A 21467-nucleotide genomic window follows, 5' to 3' on the forward strand; every position below is an offset into this window, starting at 1 on the left:
GATGCGCGGCGATTTTCCTGCCGGAGAGCCTGGATTGTTAAGGGGGCTGCGTAGCCCCCTTAACACGTTCACTGGTGACGTCAGAGAAGTAATGAGCATAACGTGAACGGAACTGTTCTCCGGGTAACATGCTATCTGAGCCAAAAAGGGGAGATTACCCCTTCATCCACATCCTTACGCCGTCGAGGAACATCTGGGTAGCCATCATCACCAGAATCAGCCCCATCAGGCGCTCCAGTGCGTTAACCCCTTTCTCGCCCAGCAGGCGTAAAAACAGCGAAGACTGCAACAGAATCACAAACGTACCGCCCCAGGCGATCAGCAGAGCAATCACCAGATGCCCCATCTGGTTCGGATACTGATGTGATAACAGCATTAATGAAGCCAGGATTGTCGGACCGGCTACCAGCGGAATCGCCAGCGGCACGATAAACGGCTCTTCGCCTGCCGGAAGCCCGGTGCTATTCCCGGTGGCGCTGGGGAAAATCATCTTAATGGCGATCAGGAACAAAATGATGCCCCCGGAGATCGATACGGTTTCCGCGCGCAGGTTAAGAAATGCCAGTATTTTCTCGCCAGCAAACAGGAATATCAGCATCACCAACAGCGCAATGAACAGCTCGCGAATCATAATCGCGCGGCGGCGTTTGGGTTCGGTATGTTTCAATACGGACATGAAAATGGGCAGATTTCCGAGCGGGTCCATAATAAGGATCAATAAAACTGCCGCTGAAATAATTTCATTCATAACTCAAATTCCCTTACTATTACCGCGGACTTTCTGCTTGCTTGCGCAGCGGGATAAGTCGCATTACTGATGGCTTCGCTATCATTGATTAATTTCACTTGCGACTTTGGCTGCTTTTTGTATGGTGAAGGATAGGCCAGTAGGATACTGGTTAGCATACACAGCACACATCTCTGCAGGAAAAAACGCTATGAAAAATGTTGGTTTTATCGGCTGGCGCGGTATGGTCGGCTCTGTTCTCATGCAACGCATGGTTGAGGAGCGTGACTTCGACGCCATTCGCCCTGTTTTCTTTTCTACTTCCCAGCTCGGGCAGGCGGCACCGACATTCGGTGGAACCGCGACCGGCACGCTTCAGGACGCTTTTGATCTGGATGCGCTGAAGGCGCTCGATATCATCGTGACCTGTCAGGGCGGCGATTATACCAACGAAATCTATCCAAAGCTTCGTGAAAGCGGTTGGCAGGGTTACTGGATTGACGCGGCCTCTTCGCTGCGTATGAAAGACGATGCCATCATCATTCTCGATCCGGTTAACCAGGATGTCATCACTGACGGCCTGAACAAAGGTATTAAGACCTTTGTCGGCGGTAACTGTACCGTTAGCCTGATGCTGATGTCCCTCGGTGGCCTGTTTGCCAATGACCTGGTTGACTGGGTTTCTGTGGCGACCTATCAGGCGGCCTCCGGCGGCGGCGCGCGCCATATGCGCGAACTGCTGTCCCAGATGGGTCATCTGTATGGCCATGTGGCCGATGAACTGGCAACCCCTTCCTCTGCTATTCTCGATATCGAACGTAAAGTGACGACCCTGTCCCGCAGCGGTGAACTGCCGGTTGATAACTTTGGCGTACCGTTGGCCGGTAGCCTGATTCCGTGGATCGACAAACAACTTGATAACGGTCAGAGCCGCGAAGAGTGGAAGGGACAGGCTGAAACCAACAAAATTCTTAACACCTCTTCCGTGATCCCGGTTGATGGTCTGTGCGTGCGCGTCGGTGCGCTGCGCTGCCACAGCCAGGCGTTCACCATTAAACTGAAAAAAGATGTGTCTATTCCGACCGTGGAAGAACTGCTGGCAGCGCACAATCCGTGGGCCAAAGTCGTGCCAAACGATCGGGATATCACCATGCGTGAGTTAACCCCGGCGGCCGTTACCGGTACGCTGACCACGCCAGTAGGCCGTCTGCGTAAGCTGAATATGGGACCGGAGTTCCTGTCAGCCTTTACCGTGGGCGACCAGTTGCTGTGGGGTGCTGCGGAGCCATTGCGCCGTATGCTGCGTCAGTTGGCGTAATGTGGGACGGCCTGATGACGCCACGTTTATCAGGCCTACAAACGACGCGAACCACCTGGCCGGATCAGTCAATACGGCTCTCCGGCAGAGGGATTGCGTGTTTTAACAATGGGTGCTGAGTCACCCATTTTTTTGCGTAATACAGGAGTAAGCGCAGATGTTTCATTTTTTACCAGGAGTAAGATAAAGCATTGGCTATTCTTTAAGGGTGACTTAGTACCGGAGGTATTAAGTTGTTGCCTGAAGGTGGGACGACGCAGAGAGGATGCACAATTGTGCTGCGCCGTTCAGGTCAAAAAAAGTGTCACTACCTGATGTCGAAGATCAGTTGGAAGGCGTGACACCATAAAACAGGATGACAACCATGTCCGTTCGTATCGATAGAGACGTGATTAATGCGCTAATTGCAGGCCATTTTGCGGATCCTTTTTCCGTACTCGGTATGCACCAAACTGACGCTGGACTTGAAGTCCGCGCCCTATTACCTGACGCCACCGAAGTGTGGGTGATCGAACCCAAAACCGGACGCAAAGTCGGCAAGCTGGACTGCCTCGACTCTCGCGGTTTTTTCTGTGCTGTACTTCCCCGCCGTAAAAATTTCTTTCGCTATCAGTTAGCTGTTGTCTGGCATGGACAGGAGAATCTGATTGATGACCCTTATCGTTTTGGCCCGCTGATCCAGGATATGGATGCCTGGCTGTTATCTGAAGGTACGCACCTGCGACCTTACGAAACGCTGGGCGCGCATGCGGATACCATGGATGGCGTAACCGGTACACGCTTCTCCGTCTGGGCGCCTAACGCTCAACGCGTGTCAGTGGTTGGGCAGTTCAACTACTGGGATGGACGTCGCCACCCGATGCGCCTGCGCAAAGAAAGCGGTATCTGGGAGCTGTTTATCCCCGGCGCGCAGCATGGTCAACTGTATAAATACGAGATGATCGATGCGAACGGTAAGCTGCGAATCAAAGCGGACCCTTACGCCTTCGAAGCGCAAATGCGCCCGGAAACCGCGTCGCTTATCTGCGGTCTGCCGGAAAAAGTGGTGCAAAGCGAGGAGCGAAAAAAAGCCAACCAGTTTGATGCGCCGATCTCTATCTATGAAGTGCACCTGGGCTCATGGCGTCGTCATACCGATAACAACTTCTGGCTGAGCTACCGCGAACTGGCGGATCAGCTGGTGCCTTACGTCAAGTGGATGGGCTTTACCCATCTCGAACTGTTGCCGATTAATGAGCATCCGTTCGACGGTAGCTGGGGCTACCAACCTACCGGTATGTATGCGCCGACCCGTCGTTTCGGGACGCGTGATGATTTCCGCTATTTTGTGAATGCCGCGCATCAGGCCGGACTGAACGTCATTCTCGACTGGGTGCCGGGCCATTTCCCGTCGGACGACTTTGGTCTGGCAGAGTTTGATGGCACCAATCTGTATGAGCACAGCGACCCGCGCGAAGGGTATCACCAGGACTGGAACACGCTGATCTACAACTACGGTCGCCGTGAAGTCAGTAACTATCTGGTAGGCAATGCCCTGTACTGGATTGAACGTTTTGGTATCGATGCGTTGCGCGTAGATGCCGTGGCGTCGATGATTTATCGCGACTACAGCCGTAAAGAAGGGGAGTGGGTCCCGAACGAATTTGGCGGTCGTGAAAACCTCGAAGCCATTGAGTTTTTACGCAATACCAACCGTATTCTTGGCGAGCAGGTGCCGGGGGCCGTGAGCATGGCGGAAGAGTCCACCGACTTTGCCGGCGTTTCAAGGCCGCAGGATATGGGCGGTTTAGGATTCTGGTATAAGTGGAACCTCGGCTGGATGCACGACACGCTGGACTACATGAAGTTGGATCCGGTTCATCGTCAGTTCCATCACGATAAGCTGACCTTCGGCATGCTGTACAACTACACCGAAAACTTTGTCCTGCCGCTGTCGCACGATGAAGTGGTACACGGTAAAAAATCAATTCTCGATCGCATGCCGGGGGACGCATGGCAGAAGTTTGCCAACCTGCGCGCCTACTACGGCTGGATGTGGGCCTTCCCAGGCAAGAAACTGCTGTTTATGGGCAACGAGTTTGCTCAGGGGCGTGAGTGGAATCACGACGCTAGCCTCGACTGGCATTTGCTGGAAGGCGGCGATAACTGGCACCACGGCGTACAACGTTTGGTGCGCGATCTGAACCTTACCTATCGTCATCACAAAGCGCTGCACGAGCTTGATTTTGACGCCTATGGCTTCGAGTGGCTGGTGGTGGATGACAAAGAACGTTCGGTGCTGGCTTTCGTTCGTCGTGACAAAGTCGGTAATGAAATCATCGTTATCAGCAACTTTACGCCAGTGCCTCGCCACGGCTATCGCTTCGGTATCAATCAGCCGGGCAAATGGCGCGAGATCCTCAATACCGATTCGATGCATTATCACGGTAGCAATACCGGTAACGGCGGCGCGGTACACAGCGATGAAATCGCCAGTCATGGTCGTCAGCACTCACTGAGCCTGACGTTGCCACCGCTGGCAACGATCTGGCTGGTGCGGGAGGGATAATGACGCAACTGGCAACCGGCAACGCCACCCCCCATGGTGCAACGTATGACGGCCATGGCGTCAATTTCACCCTCTTTTCGGCCCACGCTGAACGCGTTGAATTATGCGTATTCGATGAGCAAGGCTGCGAACTCCGCTACGACCTGCCGGGGCGTAGCGGCGATGTCTGGCACGGCTATCTGGCCAACGCCCGTCCCGGTCTACGCTATGGCTATCGCGTACATGGTCCGTGGCAACCGCAGCAGGGCCACCGGTTTAATCCGGCGAAACTGCTGCTTGACCCTTGCGCGCGTCGGGTGGATGGCGAGTTAAAAGATAACCCACTGCTGCACGGTGGGCTGAATGAACCGGATCATCATGATAATGCCGCCATCGCGCTGAAGGGCGTGGTGGTGTCCGACCATTATGACTGGGAGGATGATGCCCCGCCGCGCACGCCGTGGGGCAATACCGTAATTTACGAAGCGCATGTCAAAGGGCTGACGTATTTGCATCCTGACCTGCCGGAAGAAATTCGCGGGACCTACAAAGCGCTGGGTCATCCGGTGATGCTCGACTATTTCAAGCGCCTCGGCATTACCGCGCTGGAGCTGTTACCGGTGGCGCATTTCGCCAGCGAACCGCGGCTTCAGCGGCTGGGCCTGTCAAACTACTGGGGCTACAACCCGGTGGCGATGTACGCGCTGCATCCGGCCTATGCCAGCTCGCCGGAGAGTGCGCTTGATGAGTTTCGCGACGCGGTAAAAGCGCTGCACAAAGCGGGTATTGAGGTCATTCTCGACATCGTTTTAAACCACAGCGCCGAGCTGGATCTCGAAGGACCTGTCTTCTCGCTGCGCGGAATTGATAACCGTAGCTATTATTGGATCAGAGATGATGGCGATTACTACAACTGGACCGGTTGTGGGAACACCATCAATCTGAGCCATCCTGGCGTTGTGGAATACGCATGCGAGTGCCTGCGCTACTGGGTTGAAACCTGCCATGTGGATGGTTTTCGTTTTGATTTGGCTTCCGTCATGGGGCGTACGCCTGAGTTTCGTCAGGATGCTCCGCTGTTTACCGCGATCCAAAACTGTCCGCTGCTCTCACGCGCCAAGCTGATTGCGGAACCGTGGGATATTGGTGAAGGCGGGTATCAGGTGGGGAATTTCCCCCCGCCGTTTGCCGAGTGGAACGACCATTTCCGCGATGCAACGCGACGTTTTTGGCTCCAGCGTAATCTCTCGTTGGGCGAATTTGCCGGACGTTTTGCCGCATCCAGCGACGTGTTTAAACGCCCGGGCCGCAATCCCAGCGCCACGGTCAATCTGGTGACCGCGCATGACGGTTTTACGCTACGCGACTGCGTTTGCTTCACAAATAAGCACAATGAAGCGAATGGTGAGGAAAATCGCGACGGCACTAGCAATAACTACAGTGACAATCATGGTAAAGAAGGATTAGGCGGCTCGCTGGACCTGATTGAGCGGCGGCGCGACAGCATTCATGCGCTGTTAACCACGCTGTTGCTCTCCCAGGGGACGCCGATGCTGCTGGCGGGTGATGAGCATGGTCATAGCCAGCACGGTAATAATAACGCTTACTGCCAGGATAACGCCTTAACCTGGCTGGACTGGCAGCAGGCAAACAGTGGGCTAACCACATTTACCGCCGCGTTGATTCATCTGCGTAGGCAAATACCTGCATTAACAGGTGATTGCTGGTGGGAAGAGGGCGATGGCAATGTTCGTTGGCTGAATAAGTACGCACAACCCTTAAGTGCGGATGAGTGGCATAACGGCCCGAGGCAGATGCAAATCCTGCTTTCAGATCGTTTCCTGATTGCAATAAACGCCACGCTTGAGGTGACAGATATCGTTTTACCTGAAGGGGAATGGCACGCCATTCCCCCATTTGCCGGAGAGGATAATCCGGTGCTTACGGCGGTCTGGCAGGGACCTGCGCACGGACTGTGTGTGTTCCAGAGAAGATAAAAAGGAGTTAGTCATGGTAAGTTTAGAGAAGAACGATCGTGTAATGTTGGCGCGCCAGCTGCCATTAAAATCTGTTGCCCTGATCCTGGCCGGTGGCCGCGGTACTCGCCTGAAAGATTTAACCAATAAGCGTGCCAAGCCTGCCGTGCACTTTGGCGGTAAGTTCCGCATTATCGATTTTGCCTTATCCAACTGTCTTAATTCCGGGATCCGCCGTATCGGCGTGATCACTCAGTACCAGTCACACACGCTGGTGCAGCATATTCAGCGCGGCTGGTCGTTCTTTAGCGAAGAGATGAACGAGTTCGTCGATCTGCTGCCTGCCCAGCAGAGGATGCAGGGTGAAAACTGGTATCGCGGTACGGCGGATGCGGTGACCCAAAACCTGGACATCATTCGACGCTACAAAGCGGAATATGTGGTGATCCTCGCGGGCGATCATATTTATAAGCAGGACTACTCACGCATGCTGATCGACCACGTTGAGAAAGGCGCGCGTTGCACAGTGGCCTGTATGCCTGTGCCTATTGAAGAGGCCAGCGCGTTTGGCGTAATGGACGTGGACGACACCGATAAAATTATCGAGTTCGTTGAAAAACCTGCCAACCCGCCAGCGATGCCTAATGATCCGACCAAATCGCTTGCCAGTATGGGGATCTACATCTTCGACGCCGATTATCTGTATGAACTGCTGGCGGAAGATGATCTCGATGAAAAATCCAGTCACGATTTTGGCAAAGACATCATCCCGAAAATCACCGAAGCTGGCATGGCATATGCTCATCCATTCCCATTGTCCTGCGTACAGTCTGACCCGGAATCCGAGCCGTACTGGCGCGATGTGGGAACGCTGGAAGCCTACTGGAAAGCAAACCTCGATCTGGCTTCGGTGACGCCTGAACTGGATATGTACGACCAGGACTGGCCAATCCGTACGCATATGGAATCACTGCCGCCGGCGAAATTTGTTCAGGACCGTTCCGGTAGCCATGGAATGACGCTGAACTCGCTGGTTTCCGGCGGCTGTATTATTTCTGGTTCGGTGGTAGTGCAGTCCGTTCTGTTCCCGCGAGTGCGGGTGAATTCATTCTGTAACATTGATTCGGCAGTGTTGTTACCTGAAGTGTGGGTGGGACGTTCGTGCCGCTTACGTCGTTGCATTATCGACCGCGCCTGCGTTATTCCTGAAGGCATGGTGATTGGTGAAAACGCGGAAGAAGATGCTCGTCGTTTCTACCGTTCAGAGGAAGGTATTGTACTGGTCACGCGTGAAATGCTGCGCAAACTGCAGATCAAACAGGAGCGATAATGCAGGTTTTACACGTTTGTTCAGAGATGTTCCCTTTGCTAAAAACCGGGGGACTGGCGGATGTTATTGGGGCGTTACCCGCAGCGCAAATCGCGGACGGTGTGGATGCCCGCGTGCTGCTCCCGGCGTTTCCTGATATCCGTCGCGGCATTCCCGATGCGCAGGTAGTGACGCGTCGCGATACCTTCGCCGGACGTATTACGCTGTTGTTCGGGCATTTCAACGGTGTGGGCATTTACCTGATTGACGCGCCGCATCTCTATGACCGTCCCGGTAGCCCGTATCACGACACTAACCTGTTTGCATATACCGATAACGTGCTGCGTTTTGCGCTGCTGGGTTGGGTCGGCAGTGAAATGGCCTGTGGCTTTGACCCATTCTGGCGCCCGGATGTGGTGCATGCGCACGACTGGCATGCCGGTCTGGCCCCGGCGTATCTGGCGGCGCGCGGCCATCCGGCGAAATCGGTGTTCACCGTGCACAACCTGGCGTATCAAGGCATGTTTTATGCAAAGCATATGGATGACATCCAATTGCCATGGTCGTTCTTTAACGTGCACGGACTGGAGTTTAACGGGCAGATTTCTTTCCTGAAGGCCGGGTTGTACTACGCCGACCACATTACGGCGGTCAGTCCGACCTACGCGCGGGAAATTACCGAGCCGCAGTTTGCCTACGGCATGGAAGGTCTGTTGCAGCAGCGTCATCGTGAAGGACGTCTTTCCGGTGTGCTGAACGGCGTTGATGAAAAAATCTGGAGCCCGGAAACCGATCTGCTGCTGGCGTCGCGGTATACGCGTGAAACGCTGGAAGAGAAGGCGGAGAACAAACGCCAGCTACAGATCGCGATGGGACTTAAGGTTAACGACAAAGTGCCGTTATTTGCCGTAGTCAGCCGCCTGACCAGTCAGAAAGGGCTGGATCTGGTGCTGGAAGCGCTACCGGGGTTGTTAGAGCAGGGTGGACAACTGGCATTGCTCGGTGCGGGCGATCCGGTTTTACAGGAAGGTTTCCTCGCCGCGGCGGCGGAACATCCGGGACAGGTGGGCGTACAGATTGGCTATCACGAAGCCTTCTCGCACCGCATCATGGGTGGGGCCGACGTTATATTGGTTCCCAGCCGTTTTGAGCCGTGTGGCTTAACGCAGTTGTATGGACTGAAGTACGGCACGCTGCCGCTGGTGCGGCGCACCGGTGGGCTGGCTGATACGGTCTCTGACAGTTCGCTGGAAAACCTGGCGGATGGTATCGCCAGTGGGTTTGTATTTGAAGATAGTAATGCCTGGTCGCTGCTACGCGCGATTCGGCGTGCTTTCGTATTGTGGTCCCGGCCTTCGCTGTGGCGGTTTGTACAACGTCAGGCCATGACCATGGATTTTAGCTGGCAAGTCGCGGCGAAGTCATACCGTGAGCTTTACTATCGTTTGAAATAGATATCCAGGAATCACCTATATGAATGCTCCATTTACTTATGCATCGCCCACACTCAGCGTAGAGGCACTTAAGCATTCTATCGCCTACAAGCTGATGTTCACGATTGGTAAAGACCCGGTCATTGCCAATAAACATGAGTGGCTGAACGCCACGTTGTTCGCGGTGCGCGATCGTCTCGTGGAGCGCTGGCTGCGTTCTAACCGTGCGCAATTATCCCAGGAAACTCGACAGGTTTATTATCTGTCAATGGAGTTTCTGATTGGCCGCACACTTTCCAATGCACTGTTATCGTTGGGTATTTATGACGATGTCAAAAATGCGCTGGAAGGTATGGGGTTGGATCTTGAAGATCTGATCGATGAAGAAAACGACCCTGGTCTTGGCAACGGTGGCCTCGGGCGCCTGGCGGCCTGCTTCCTGGACTCACTGGCAACGTTGGGTCTGCCGGGACGCGGCTACGGTATTCGTTATGACTACGGCATGTTCAAACAGAACATTGTTGATGGCCGACAGAAAGAGTCACCGGACTACTGGCTGGAATACGGTAACCCGTGGGAATTCAAACGCCACAATACACGCTACAAAGTGCGCTTTGGCGGGCGTATTCAGCAGGAAGGCAAGAAAACGCGCTGGATAGAAACTGAAGAGATCCTCGCGGTAGCCTACGACCAAATTATTCCCGGTTATGACACAGACGCCACCAATACGCTTCGCTTGTGGAATGCCCAGGCCAGTAGCGAAATCAACCTCGGTAAATTTAACCAGGGCGACTACTTTGCGGCGGTGGAAGATAAAAACCACTCCGAGAACGTCTCCCGCGTGCTGTATCCGGATGACTCCACCTATTCAGGACGCGAGCTGCGTTTGCGCCAGGAGTATTTTCTGGTCTCCTCCACGGTGCAGGACATCCTGAACCGTCATTATCAACTGCACAAAACCTACGACAACCTGGCAGATAAGATCGCCATTCACCTCAACGACACCCATCCGGTACTGTCGATTCCTGAGCTGATGCGTCTGCTGATCGATGAGCACAAATTCAGTTGGGATAATGCGTTTGAGGTCTGCTGCCAGGTCTTCTCGTATACCAACCACACCTTGATGAGCGAAGCGCTGGAGACCTGGCCTGTCGATATGCTGGGCAAAATTCTGCCGCGCCATCTGCAAATCATCTTTGAGATTAACGACTACTTCCTTAAGACGTTGCAGGAACAGTATCCGAACGATACCAGTCTGCTGGGACGGACGTCGATTATCGATGAATCCAATGGCCGCCGGGTGCGTATGGCATGGCTCGCAGTGGTGGTGAGCCACAAGGTTAACGGCGTTTCTGAGCTGCACTCCAACCTGATGGTGCAGTCGCTGTTTGCTGACTTTGCGAAGATTTTCCCGACTCGCTTCTGTAACGTCACCAATGGCGTGACGCCACGCCGCTGGCTGGCACTGGCTAACCCATCGCTCTCTGAGGTGCTGGATGAGAACATTGGCCGCACCTGGCGAACCGATCTCAGCCAGCTAAGCGAGCTTGAACAGCACTGCGATTACCCGCTGGTAAATCAGGCGGTGCGCCGTGCGAAACTGGAGAATAAAAAACGTCTGGCAACGCTCATTGCCCAGCAGCTTAACGTGGTGGTGAACCCGAAATCGCTGTTTGATGTGCAGATCAAGCGTATTCACGAATACAAACGCCAGTTGATGAACGTGCTGCATGTGATCACCCGCTACAACCGCATTAAGGCCGATCCTGATGCCGAGTGGGTGCCGCGCGTGAATATCTTCGCCGGTAAAGCGGCTTCGGCCTATTACATGGCGAAGCACATCATTCACCTGATCAACGACGTCGCGAAAGTGATCAACAACGATCCGCAAATTGGTGACAAGCTGAAAGTGGTGTTTATTCCTAACTACAGCGTCAGCCTGGCGCAGGTGATTATTCCTGCTGCCGACCTGTCTGAGCAGATTTCGCTGGCCGGGACCGAAGCCTCTGGTACCAGTAATATGAAGTTTGCCCTCAACGGCGCGCTGACCATTGGGACGCTGGACGGTGCCAACGTCGAGATGCTGGAGCATGTGGGCGCAGAAAATATCTTTATCTTTGGTAATACGGCGGAAGAGGTCGAAGCCTTACGCAGCCAGGGCTACAAGCCGCGTGAGTATTACGAGAAAGACGAAGAGCTGCACCAGGTGCTGACGCAGATTGGCAGCGGTGTATTCAGTCCTGAGGAGCCGGGGCGCTATCGTGACCTGGTTGACTCGCTGATCAACTTTGGCGACCACTATCAGGTTCTGGCGGATTATCGCAGCTATGTTGATTGCCAGGATAAGGTTGACGAACTGTATCGCCACCCGGAAGAGTGGACCACCAAGTCGATGATTAATATCGCCAACATGGGCTACTTCTCGTCGGACAGGACGATCAAAGAGTACGCCGAAAACATCTGGCATATCGACTCGGTGCGGTTGTAACAAGGGCAGGACGATCTGTAGGCCGGATGGATAAGGCGTTAGCCGCCATCCGGCAAAAGGCCCGGTAGCGCTGACGCTTACCGGGCCTACAGTTTTATATCGAGTGTCTTAAGACGCCAGCGACAGCTGCTGTTTCTCAATGTACTCCACCAGCCACTGGGTCATGCGCGACTGCTGTTCAGCGTTCAGCCACATACCTTCTTTCGTGCGACGCCACAGCGCATCTTCCGCACGGCGCACCCATTCGTGATCGACCAGATATTTCAGCTCGGCCTCATAGAACTCATGGCCGAAGTCTTCACCTAACTCGGCAAGCGAGGTGGCTTCCCCGATAATCCATTCGGTGTTACTGCCGTAGGTGCGCGAATAATGGCGCGCCAGCGACTCGGTCAGGAACGGGTAGCGACGGCGCAGTTTGGCCGCGTAATCTTCACGATCGCCGCCGATGTCACCGCCTGGCAGAATGCACTCTTTTGTCCACGCCGGACCGATTCCCTGATAGTACGACGCCAGTTTTTCCATCGCGTGTTCGGCCAGCTTACGGTAGGTCGTCAGCTTACCGCCAAAGACCGACAGCAGCGGCGCTTTGCCGTTTTCATCGTGGATATCCAGCGTGTAATCACGGGTGATAGCCTGCGGCGAGTCGGACTCGTCATCGCACAGCGGGCGTACACCCGAGTAGGTCCAGACGATATCGTCACGGCCCAGTTGTTTCTTAAAGTGCGCGTTGTAGACCTTCAGCAGGTAATTGATTTCACTCTCATCAATTTTTACCGCTTTCGGGTCGCCTTTGTATTCGACGTCAGTCGTCCCGATAATCGAGAATTCGTCCATCCATGGGATGACAAACACAATACGTTTATCTTCGTTTTGCAGAATATAAGCTTGCTTCTGGGTATGGACGCGCGGCACCACGATGTGGCTGCCTTTAATCAGACGAATACCGTACGGCGATGGCAGATGCATGCCGTCGTCGAAGAACTCTTTCACCCATGGGCCGGTGGCATTGACCAGACCACGTGCCTGCCAGGTGTGCTTTTTACCGGTATCGATATCTTCAGCTTCAACAATCCACAAACCGTTTTCACGGCGAGCGGAGGTAGCGCGAGTGCGGGTTAACACCTCTCCGCCTTTGCGTACGACCATTTGGGCGTTTGCCAAAACCAGCCGCGCATCGTCTACCCAGCAGTCAGAATATTCGAAACCGCGCACAATCTCAGGTTTCATTACGGAATCTGCGCCAAAACGCAAACCGGTCGAACTCGGCAAACTGGTGCGTTTGCCCAGATGATCGTACATAAACAGACCAATTCGGATCATCCACGCTGGACGCAGGTGCGGGCGATGGGGCAGACGAAAGCGCATTGGGAAGGCGATATGCGGTGCCATTTTCAACAACACCTCACGTTCGGCCAGCGCTTCGCTCACCAGGCGAAATTCGTAGTGTTCCAGGTAGCGCAGGCCACCGTGGATGAGTTTGGAGCTAGCGGAAGAGGTTGCGCAGGCTAAATCCTGCGCTTCCAGCATCAGCACGGATAAACCGCGTCCAGCGGCATCTGCCGCGATACCGGCACCGTTGATGCCTCCACCTATCACAATCAGATCTTTGGTTTCCATGCTGGCCTCTCGCACTTTCGTTATAGCTCATTAATGTTCGTTATCGAGCATAATAGCAAAGAATCGCGCCATTGGTAACATCGGATAAACAATTTACAGTGATACATATAACATTATGGCGTTTAACTGCCGTCGGGACGTACACTAAGAAGTACATGTCTGAAAAGCGTCACCTGCAATATAAAGAAGAGAGAGCAATGGATCAGTTTGAATGTATTAATGTCGAAGAAGCGCATCAGAAGCTGCACCAGGGGACCGCGGTGTTAGTGGATATCCGCGACCCGCAAAGCTATGCGATGGGTCACGCCCCACAGGCGTTTCATCTGACGAACGACACGCTGGGGTCATTTATGCGCGAGCATGATTTCGACACCGCCGTGTTAGTAATGTGTTATCACGGCAACAGCAGTAAAGGCGCGGCGCAATATCTTCTTCAGCAGGGCTATGACGTGGTTTACAGTGTTGACGGCGGCTTCGACGCCTGGCATCGACATTTTCCGGCAGAAGTGGCATACGGTTCGTAAGACTATACCCAAATTAATTCGAGTTGCATCGCGACGGCGACGCAGCGAATCTCCGGGAGCGTACGAACAGTACGTGACCGGAGTGAGTGAGGAAAGCCAACAAAGATGCAGCTCGAAGTAAGAAGGGTATATATACTGTCCTCTTTTGTGTGGAATAAGCGACAGCAAACATGTTGATGATTACCTCTTTTGCTAACCCCCGCGTGGCGCAGGCATTTGTTGATTATATGGCGACACAGGGCGTTATCCTGACGATTCAACAACATCAGCAAACGGATGTCTGGCTGGCGGATGAGTCCCAGGCTGAGCGCGTGCATGCTGAGCTGGCGCGATTTCTGGAGAATCCAGGCGATCCGCGTTACCTCGCAGCAAGCTGGCAGTCGGGTCATACCGACAGCGGTCTGCGCTACCAGCGTTATCCGTTCCTGGCCACATTGCGCGAACGCGCAGGCCCGGTAACCTGGGTGGTGATGGCCGCGTGTGTGCTGGTGTTTATCGCGATGAACACGCTGGGCGACCAGACTGTGATGCTCTGGCTGGCATGGCCGTTTGACCCTTCGCTGAAATTTGAATTCTGGCGTTATTTCACCCACGCTTTTATGCACTTCTCGCTGATGCATATTCTGTTCAACCTGCTGTGGTGGTGGTATCTCGGTGGTGCGGTAGAAAAGCGTCTGGGCAGCGGAAAACTGATTGTAATTACCGTGATCAGCGCCCTGCTAAGCGGCTACGTTCAGCAGAAATTTAGCGGCCCGTGGTTTGGTGGGCTGTCTGGCGTGGTATATGCGCTGATGGGTTATGTGTGGTTGCGCGGCGAGCGCGATCCACAAAGTGGTATTTTCCTGCAGCGTGGTTTGATTATCTTTGCTTTGATCTGGATTGTTGCCGGCTGGTTTGATGTGTTCGGCATGTCGATGGCGAACGGCGCACATATCGCCGGGCTGGCCGTGGGTCTGGCAATGGCGTTTGCCGATACTATGAATGTACGAAAACGAACGTAATTTCAGGGAACAATAATGAAGCAAACACAACGACATGACGCGATCATCGAGCTGGTAAAGAAACAGGGATACGTCAGTACTGAGGAGCTGGTGGAGCATTTCTCCGTCAGCCCGCAGACGATTCGCCGCGATCTTAACGATCTGGCCGATCAGAACATGATTTTGCGCCATCACGGTGGCGCGGCGCTGCCCTCCAGCTCGGTCAACACCCCGTGGCATGACCGTAAAGCGACACAGACGGCGGAAAAAGAGCGCATTGCCCGCAAAGTTGCCACGCAGATCCCGAACGGTTCTACGTTGTTCATTGATATCGGCACTACGCCGGAAGCGGTGGCTCACGCGCTGCTCAATCACAGCAATTTACGCATTGTGACCAACAACCTCAATGTGGCGAATACGCTGATGGCGAAAGAGGATTTCCGCATCATACTCGCCGGTGGCGAACTGCGTAGCCGCGACGGCGGTATTATGGGCGAAGCGACCCTCGACTTTATTTCTCAGTTCCGCCTGGACTTCGGCATCTTAGGGATTAGCGGTATCGATAGCGATGGCTCCCTGCTGGAGTTTGATTATCACGAAGTTCGCACCAAGCGCGCGATTATTGAGAATTCACGGCATGTGATGCTGGTGGTGGATCACTCGAAGTTTGGGCGTAACGCGATGGTGAATATGGGCAGTATCAGCATGGTGGATGCGGTGTATACCGACACGCTGCCGCCAGCTGGCGTGATGCAGGTTATTGCGGACCATCATATTCAGTTAGAGCTGTGCTAAGTTAATTCCAGGCCTGATAAGCGTAGCGTATCAGGCATTAACTAAACCCCATACCCCATCATTTTCAGCAGTTTCTGCGCATGTTGCACCGCATCCTGGCGGTGTGCGACGCCGAGCTTTTGATACAAATTGCGGATGTGCGTCTTGATGGTCGTTGCCGCGACGGCTAATTCTCCGGCGATCTGCTCGTTGCTGTAGCCCGAATAAATCAGTCCCAGAACCTGCCATTCGCGCTGGGTCAGCGGGCTGGTGCGGATAAGCTCCGGTACTTCCGGGTGAGTAAGCAGACGCTCAACGAACCCTTCATCGAAGTGGGCGAATTTATGGCGGTGATGCTGGTTAATCTCACGCAAAATGCGCTGGGCGCGGTGCTGATCGAGTTCCGGTAAGGTATTGAGCTGAATCAGCTGACGCAGTTGCTGCGCCATGGCCTCACCTTCAATGACAAAGTGACTGATAAATCCGGTGCGGTTCGCCAGCTGTAGCGCGTCGAGTAACACACGCTGTGCGTCATTTTTGCGCCCTGCCTGCCAGTAGAGCTGATTAAGCAGCAGCAGGTTACGGTTCAGATCGCTCATCAGGCGCAAATTGCGCGCATTTTCATTCAACTCTTCCAGCACAATCTCAGCCGGTTCAAACTCGCCCAGCAGGATCTGCGCGCGGGCGATGTTGCGCCACTGGCTTTGCAGAAAGTGGTTATTGGCGAATTCCGGTTTCGGCGTGTGGCGCAGCCAGTTGGCGGCCGAGTTTTTGTCGCCCACCATTTGCCAGTAAATCACCCGTACTTTATCGGCGTTCGAGATCCAGTCACTGTGATAGTGACCGTTACCCAGCAGGTTTTCCAGGCGGTTGAGCAGGCTACGCGCATTATCCAGATCCCCCCGGGCCAGCGAACATTGAATCAGCAGCGCCAGGCACTGTAGCTGTTGCTGCGGCTGGAATGTGGAAAGCAGTTCAATACCCGCGCGGGCAGACGCTTCCGATTCGTCCAGGCGCGCCCATGCCCACAGCAGTTGCGCGCGAATACGCACCAGGAACTCGTGCATCGGCAGTTGTTCCAGATGCTGCTCTTTGATCAGCTGAAACGCTTTTTCCTGAGTCTCCCAGGCGGCCTGTAAAAAGCCCTGGGCAAACAAAATTTCGCTTTGCTGGATTAAACTCCACAGCGCGTAATGCCAGACGTCATGATGGCGCGCCATTTGCTCGGTTTGCTGCATCAACGCCAGAGAACGCGTGAGATCGCCCTTACAGTGCAGGACTTCACCGTGTACCGAGGTGGCGACGATACGGCTATAGAACCAGGCGATGGGTAACTCATCCAGCGCCAGCTTTGCCAGGCGCTCGGCTTCGTCAGGATTTCCGTCGTTAATCGCGACCTGCGCACGCAGGGCGTTAAATTCGGCGTGCAGCGTCGGTTCCATGTCGCCTTTCATTTCCTGCTCAGCGCGCGCCAGCAGGGTATTAACCTCGCCGTAGCGGTGCTGGCTTTGCATCAGCCAGGCTTGCAGCAGAACCAGACGCGGATTTTCCAGCAGACTTTCCCACGGCAGGGCTTTCAGCGACTCTTCCAGTAATGTCAGTTCGCTGTGGTTAAACAGTCCCCATGCATGGTTAAGCAGGATATCGCGTAGCATATGGGCGTCGCCTGCCGCCAGCGCGTGGTGGATAGCTTCGCTAGGGAAACCTTGCGCCATCCAGCTTTCAGCGGCGGCGCGGTGTATTTCGGGCAGTTCGCTTGCCAGTTCCCACTGACAGCGCTGGCGTAAAAAGCTGCCAAATAGCGGGTGATAGCTGAACCACTCACCGACGTCATCCATCCGCTGCAAGAATAATCCCTGGCGCTCAATCTCCTCCAGCCGCATCTGGCCGTTTTCTTCCCCAGTGACCCGGACGATCAGTGCGTCGTTCATTGAGCGCAGAATGGCGCTTTTCAGCAGGAAATGACGAGTGCCGAGGTCGACGCTGTCCAGCACTTCATCAACCAGATAATCGGACAGATGGCTGGCGTTGATCCCGGCGAGCCGGCGTGCGGACTGGTGTGCAGAGTGGTTGTTCTGGCGGGCGGAGAGGGCAATCAGCTGTAACGCCGTGGCCCAGCCAGCAACGTCATCGCACATCCGGCTGCTTTCTGCCGCTTCGATAGGCGAGGACAAACGTCTATCGAAAAATTGTTTGGCTTCCTGGTGGTTAAACGCCAGCTGTTGGCTGCCGATCTCCAGCAACTGATCGCGTACTCGCAGGTTGGCAATACCCAACTGCGGCAGGTTGCGCGACAGCACGACCAGCGTGAGGTTCTCAGGCTGATGACGCAGGAAGAAACGCATCGCTTCGTGAATTGCCGGATTGGAGATGAGATGATAATCATCCACTACCAGGTAGAGCGGGCGATGCCACTCGGCCAGTTCAATAAATAGCTGCGCAAACAGTGACGTCAGGCTGGCGTATTGGCGCTTTTGCACCATCGCTTCGCTGGTGGTGCAGTGTCCACCGGTTGCCTGCTGGATAGCGGCGATCAGATAGCTGGCAAAGCGCTCTTGTTGATTATCGCCTTCATCCAGAGAGTACCAGCCTAATTCGTTCTTCCCCGCTGCCCATTGTGAAACCAACGTCGTTTTTCCATAACCAGCAGGACTTGTTATCAGGGCAAGCCTGAAATTGTTCGCGCCGGAAAGTTTAGCCAACAGGCGCTCACGAACCACCGTATGGTCGAGTCGAACCGGACGACTTAATTTAGACGGAATCAACATAAGTTAGTCACTTCACTGTGTGAAAATGGGGAAAAATGATTTTTTTTGCGCTTCGTAATTAATAGATATAAGGTCGGCCAGATTAGTGTTTTATGCAAGCTAAGCGGACTTTTTGTGTGTCTGATTTTGCACTATGTCACAAATCTAAACATCTATTACATTAATTGCTTTAAAGAGTCACAACAGGCGTGGCGACTGGATCCGTCGGTATTTTGGCTGAGCCGAAAAATACCTCCCTTTTTATAAGCTTACTCAGTTGCTTAATGTAAAGAGCCGAATTTTGTGGCCGACTTAAAAGTTTTATGTGAATTATCTTATCCACCTTGGATATTTCAGGTTAGAAACTATTTCTCTGTTTACAGATTGTTTCCCATCGTCACCCCTCTATTTGATATTGTCGATTTATCTCTTGTTATTAATGCGCCGTCCGTTGGGCATTACAGGGGCGTTATGCCGGGCTTACGCGAATTTACGGGCGATAACACCCCCTTTAAGTGGCGGCGATCACACTTTTATGCTCATCCCCGCTCCTCCTCCCTGCCTAATCCGTGCCAGGATGAGGAAGGTCAACAACGAGCCTGGCAAACTAGCGATAACGTTGTTTTATTACCTAAGGATCTGGAACCCCTATGTCACAGCCTACTTTCAACAAAGATCAATTTCAGGCTGCCCTGACGCGTCAGTGGCAGCACTTCGGTTTACTGTCGGCTCAAGAAATGACGTCGCGCCAGTGGTGGCAGGCAGTGAGTGGGGCGTTGGCTGAGTTACTCAGCGCCCAGCCTGCGGCGAAGCCGGCAAAAAATCAGCGCCATGTTAACTACATCTCGATGGAGTTTTTGATTGGCCGTCTGACTGGCAACAACTTACTCAATCTCGGCTGGTATCAGGCGGTGAGCGATGAGCTGAAAGCCCATGACGTCAACCTGACCGACCTGCTGGAAGAAGAGATCGACCCGGCGCTGGGTAACGGTGGATTGGGGCGCCTGGCGGCCTGCTTCCTTGATTCGATGGCGACAGTCGGTCAATCGGCGACGGGCTATGGTCTCAACTACCAGTACGGCCTGTTCCGTCAGTCATTTGCCGATGGGCAGCAGATGGAAGCCCCGGATGACTGGCATCGCGGCAGCTATCCGTGGTTCCGTCACAACGAGGCACTGGATGTGCAAGTAGGGATTGGCGGCAAGGTCACCAAAGAAGGGCACTGGGAGCCGGGGTTTGTTATCACCGGCCAGGCCTGGGATCTACCGGTTCTCGGCTACCGTAACGGCGTGGCGCAACCGCTGCGTCTGTGGCAGGCCAGCCACGCGCATCCGTTTAACCTGACCAAATTTAATGACGGCGATTTCCTGCGCGCAGAGCAGCAGGGCATCGACGCTGAAAAACTCACCAAAGTGCTGTACCCGAACGACAACCACACCGCGGGTAAAAAGCTGCGCCTGATGCAGCAATACTTCCAGTGCGCTTGCTCCGTAGCTGACATTCTGCGCCGCCATCTTCTGGCAGGGCGTAAACTGCATGAGCTGGCTGATTTTGAGGTGATTCAGCTCAACGATACTCACCCGACCATCGCCATCCCTGAGCTACTGCGTGTACTGATTGATGAGCACCAGATGAGCTGGGACGATGCGTGGGCTATTACCAGCAAGACCTTTGCTTATACCAACCACACTTTGATGCCAGAGGCGCTGGAGTGCTGGGACGAGAAGCTGGTGAAAGCACTACTGCCGCGCCATATGCAAATCATCAAAGAGATTAACGACCGCTTTAAGAAGCTGGTCGATAAAACCTGGCCGGGTGACGCTGAAGTTTGGGCGAAGCTGGCGGTGGTGCACAACAAACAGGTGCGTATGGCCAACATGTGCGTGGTCAGCGGCTTTGCGGTTAACGGCGTGGCGGCGCTGCACTCCGATTTGGTGGTGAAGGATCTGTTCCCGGAATATCATCAGCTCTGGCCGAACAAATTCCATAACGTCACTAACGGGATTACTCCGCGTCGCTGGATTAAGCAGTGCAACCCGGCACTTGCCGCGCTGCTGGATAAATCGCTGAAAAAAGAGTGGTCCAACGACCTCGATCAGTTGATTAACCTGGAAAAATACGCCGACGACGCGAAGTTTCGTCAGCAGTATCGTGACATCAAGCTGGCGAACAAAGCGCGTCTGGTGAAGTTTATTAAAGCGCGTACCGGTATTGAGATAACGACTAACGCTCTCTTTGATATTCAGATTAAACGCCTGCATGAGTACAAGCGTCAGCACCTCAACTTGCTGCATATTCTGGCGTTATACAAAGAAATCCGTGAGAACCCGCAGGCCGATCGCGTGCCGCGCGTATTCCTGTTTGGCGCGAAAGCCGCTCCGGGTTACTACCTGGCGAAAAATATCATCTTCGCCATTAACAAGGTCGCAGAAACCATCAATAACGACCCGCAGGTGGGCGACAAGCTGAAGGTCGTATTCCTGCCGGATTATTGTGTCTCGGCGGCGGAAATGTTGATCCCTGCGGCAGATATCTCTGAGCAAATCTCCACCGCAGGGAAAGAGGCTTCCGGCACCGGTAACATGAAGCTGGCGCTGAACGGTGCGTTAACCGTCGGTACGCTGGATGGTGCAAACGTCGAAATCGCCGAGAAGGTAGGTGACGAGAATATCTTTATCTTTGGTCATACCGTGGAAGAGGTGAAGGCGCTCAAGGCCAAAGGGTACGACCCGGTGAAATGGCGTAAGAAAGATAAAGTGCTGGATGCTGTTCTGAAAGAGCTGGAAAGCGGGAAGTACAGCGACGGCGATAAACATGCTTTCGACCAGATGCTGCACAGTATCGGCAAGCAGGGCGGTGACCCGTATCTGGTAATGGCGGACTTCGCGGCCTACGTTGAAGCCCAGAAGCAGGTTGACGTGTTGTATCGTGACCAGGAAGCCTGGACCCGGGCGGCGATTCTGAATACCGCGCGTTGCGGCATGTTCAGTTCGGATCGCTCCATCCGCGATTATCAGACTCGTATCTGGCAGGCGAAACGTTAAGGA

At 54.0% G+C, this 21467-nt stretch carries 13 protein-coding genes; 10 read left to right on the plus strand and 3 right to left on the minus strand.

Annotation, left to right across the window (positions count from 1 at the left end; genetic code table 11):
• Positions 1-154: 154 nt before the first annotated feature.
• A complete protein-coding gene (gene yhgN / locus OGV65_RS20945) occupies positions 155-748 on the minus strand; it encodes an NAAT family transporter YhgN (RefSeq protein ID WP_003023480.1) in 594 nt (197 codons plus the stop codon).
• A 190-nt stretch (positions 749-938) separates the two neighbouring features.
• Between yhgN and asd the strand changes: the two genes are divergently transcribed.
• The 6 genes from asd to glgP all read left to right on the plus strand — a co-directional run bounded on the left by asd (position 939) and on the right by glgP (position 11778).
• Entirely contained in the window at positions 939-2045 is a 1107-nt protein-coding gene (asd, locus tag OGV65_RS20950) for an aspartate-semialdehyde dehydrogenase (RefSeq protein WP_016157652.1), read from the plus strand.
• Between the two features lie 364 nt (positions 2046-2409).
• Positions 2410-4593 carry a 1,4-alpha-glucan branching enzyme gene (gene glgB / locus OGV65_RS20955; protein WP_016154817.1) on the plus strand — a complete coding sequence of 728 codons (2184 nt, stop codon included), beginning with the start codon at positions 2410-2412 and terminating at the stop codon, positions 4591-4593.
• Positions 4593-6569, plus strand: a complete 1977-nt coding sequence (glgX, locus tag OGV65_RS20960; protein ID WP_016154816.1) for a glycogen debranching protein GlgX — start codon at positions 4593-4595, stop codon at positions 6567-6569. Before glgB ends, glgX begins: the two co-directional genes overlap by 1 nt.
• A 13-nt stretch (positions 6570-6582) precedes the next feature.
• A complete protein-coding gene (gene glgC / locus OGV65_RS20965) occupies positions 6583-7878 on the plus strand; it encodes a glucose-1-phosphate adenylyltransferase (RefSeq protein ID WP_016154815.1) in 1296 nt (431 codons plus the stop codon).
• The gene (gene glgA / locus OGV65_RS20970; protein WP_016154814.1) at positions 7878-9311 is read left to right on the plus strand and encodes a glycogen synthase GlgA; all 1434 of its coding nucleotides are present in this window, start codon (positions 7878-7880) and stop codon (positions 9309-9311) included. Before glgC ends, glgA begins: the two co-directional genes overlap by 1 nt.
• Before the next feature lie 19 nt (positions 9312-9330).
• A complete protein-coding gene (gene glgP, locus OGV65_RS20975) occupies positions 9331-11778 on the plus strand; it encodes a glycogen phosphorylase (RefSeq protein WP_016154813.1) in 2448 nt (815 codons plus the stop codon).
• 108 nt (positions 11779-11886) lie between these two features.
• Here the strand turns inward: glgP and glpD are convergent, their stop codons facing one another.
• On the minus strand, positions 11887-13395 hold the full coding sequence (gene glpD, locus OGV65_RS20980) for a glycerol-3-phosphate dehydrogenase (RefSeq protein WP_047415950.1): 1509 nt from the start codon (positions 13393-13395) through the stop codon (positions 11887-11889).
• A gap of 197 nt (positions 13396-13592) precedes the next feature.
• Between glpD and glpE the strand changes: the two genes are divergently transcribed.
• The 3 genes from glpE (at position 13593) to OGV65_RS20995 (ending at position 15694) form a co-directional block, all read left to right on the plus strand.
• The gene (gene glpE, locus OGV65_RS20985) at positions 13593-13919 is read left to right on the plus strand and encodes a thiosulfate sulfurtransferase GlpE (RefSeq protein WP_049271932.1); all 327 of its coding nucleotides are present in this window, start codon (positions 13593-13595) and stop codon (positions 13917-13919) included.
• Between the two features lie 170 nt (positions 13920-14089).
• Positions 14090-14920: a rhomboid family intramembrane serine protease GlpG gene (gene glpG / locus OGV65_RS20990; RefSeq protein ID WP_016154811.1), complete on the plus strand. Its 831-nt coding sequence runs from the start codon at positions 14090-14092 to the stop codon at positions 14918-14920.
• 15 nt (positions 14921-14935) lie between these two features.
• Complete coding sequence (locus OGV65_RS20995) at positions 14936-15694, plus strand: DeoR/GlpR family transcriptional regulator (protein WP_003023499.1); 759 nt, start codon at positions 14936-14938, stop codon at positions 15692-15694.
• A gap of 41 nt (positions 15695-15735) precedes the next feature.
• Here OGV65_RS20995 and malT read toward each other — a convergent pair whose 3' ends face one another.
• Positions 15736-18441: an HTH-type transcriptional regulator MalT gene (malT, locus tag OGV65_RS21000; RefSeq protein WP_047501442.1), complete on the minus strand. Its 2706-nt coding sequence runs from the start codon at positions 18439-18441 to the stop codon at positions 15736-15738.
• Positions 18442-19070: 629 nt separating this feature from the next.
• Between malT and malP the strand changes: the two genes are divergently transcribed.
• Positions 19071-21464, plus strand: a complete 2394-nt coding sequence (gene malP / locus OGV65_RS21005) for a maltodextrin phosphorylase (protein ID WP_286455386.1) — start codon at positions 19071-19073, stop codon at positions 21462-21464.
• Positions 21465-21467 lie beyond the last annotated feature (3 nt).

Source organism: Citrobacter sp. Cb004, from assembly GCF_030337065.1.
GTDB classification, from domain to species: domain Bacteria; phylum Pseudomonadota; class Gammaproteobacteria; order Enterobacterales; family Enterobacteriaceae; genus Citrobacter; species Citrobacter braakii.